The sequence below is a fragment of the Mesorhizobium sp. M8A.F.Ca.ET.218.01.1.1 genome (genome assembly GCF_004791165.1).
Taxonomy (GTDB): domain Bacteria; phylum Pseudomonadota; class Alphaproteobacteria; order Rhizobiales; family Rhizobiaceae; genus Mesorhizobium.
Window position 1 is genome coordinate 1 of the sequence record NZ_SRUZ01000026.1, and the last position, 1,978, is coordinate 1,978.

A 1,978-nucleotide genomic window follows, 5' to 3' on the forward strand; every position below is an offset into this window, starting at 1 on the left:
GCGGGAGAGGGCTACCGCCAATACAGCGCTGTTGTAGAGATCGTCTGCTAACGGGGAAGCTTTTGTCAGAAACAACGTCACTGCTTGGGATTCCCGAAAGTGTCCCGATTTAGCATAAAGACTTGGAGGTCCGTTTTATATCCACTTGGGTGGCAGTTCGAGCACGTTAGCAGATTGTTGAAGAAGTCTCGGAGATGCCTGTTTTGACTCTGATTTGTGCTCGGTCTGATTCTGATACGTTCCGTGAACAAAACAGGTTTTCAACAGCCTGTTAGGTTCTGCTCGATGCTGGGGCTCCTCGTCATGGAGCGTTTCTAAGACTCCATCAGAGACCTGCTCCGGTCATAGCTCTAGTGGCAGTTCTAGGCGTTCCGCGTTGTAAATACCATTGGGCAAGATGGGCATTCGAAATAGCTAGGGTATTCGGCGAGACCGGACGACGCGGGCTTGGCGGAATTTGCCGCGGGTGTTCCGTTGAGAGGTGCCACGGGACAGCAGGTAGAATACTCTTTCCGCTGGAAATATAGTTGTGGACAACTCTTGTGTGGCGGGGCTGTGTCGTATCCAGAAAATGAAAGGCGAGTATCGATAAGCAACTTGGCTTGGGGGAATCATGAACCGGTTGCTTGTTGGCGCGGCAGTGCTTGCCGCGAGTGTCGTCGGCGCGGATATTTCTGTTGTCGGCTATATTAGCGGAAGTGCAGTCATAGCAGCCGTCGCGCAGGAAAGCCAAGGCTCTTCTGCCGATACAGGAACTTCTACCGGCGGCTTCAGCAACGGCGGGGCGGCACTTGGCTCGGGCGGGCAGGCGGCGGGCAGCACGACGCCCTCTGGCTCGACGTCGGCGCAGACGCCTTCAACCGGCTCGGATGGCGCATCAGGGACCGACAGTCCCGATGCGGCTGCCAAGGTTGGCGCCAAGCCGGCCGACGGCAAGTCCACGAGCGCGAAGACGACGGATGCCAAGGCTGGCACAGCGGCGAAGACAACCGATACGCAAGCCGCGCCCGAGGAACCTGCCGCGGCAACGGCGGCTGCCACAACGACAACCACGACCAGCGGCGATCCCGAGGCAGTCGGCACGCCGAAGGTCGACCTTCCCAAGGCTGCCGGCAATGGCAATCTCGGCTATTCGATCGCCATCGACGTGCCGGCCTTCCATGGCATCGAGCCGCAGATTGCCCTCAACTACAATTCCTCGCGCAAGACCAAGCTCGGCGGTCTCTATCAGGGCTGGCTGGGCTATGCCTGGGGCCTCGACGGTTTCGATGTCATTGAGCGGGCGACACCCGGTTACGGCATGCCGGCATACGATGCCAACGACATCTACCTGCTCGATGGCCAGGCCATGGTCACCTGCGTTGCCGGCATGGTCTCGCCATCTTGTTCGACCGGCGGCACGCATGCGACGGAGAACGAGAGCTATCGCCGCATTGAGCTGAACGGCACCACCAACGAATGGAAGGTGACCGACAGGGATGGCACCGTCTCGACCTTCCGCTCTGTGGCCGCTGTTGCCAATCTGACGCCAACCGCCGGCACGCCGGCCTATGATCTTGCCATGAGCTACCGCTGGCTGCTCACCTCGGTCGCCGATACCAATGGGAACACGGTCACCTACAGCTACACCTGTCCGGCGAGCCCGGTCTGCTATCCCGATGCCGTCAGCTACAACGGCACGGTGGTAAAATTCTACTACGAGACCCGTCCGGACCTGATCCTGATGGGCAATGGCCGCGACATTTCCGAGACCAGCCAGCGCATCAAGACGATCGGTGTCTTAGTCTCGGGCGCCGTGCGCGGCGCCTACAAGCTGACCTATGACCAGGCGCCGTTCTCCAACACCTCGCGGCTGACCCAGGTCACCCGCTACGGCACCGATGCCACCGGCACCGCCGATGGCACCATCACCGGCGGCACCTCCAAGATCATCGGCCAGATGGCCTATCAGAACACAGATGGCGTGTATGCGACGGTG

General features: G+C 60.0%; 1 protein-coding gene. It reads left to right on the plus strand.

Translation table 11 applies throughout. The annotated features are described in order from the left end of the window. Positions 1 to 613: 613 nt before the first annotated feature. The coding region (locus EN861_RS34210) for a SpvB/TcaC N-terminal domain-containing protein (RefSeq protein WP_135867832.1) at positions 614 to 1,978 on the plus strand (1,365 nt) is incomplete at its 3' end.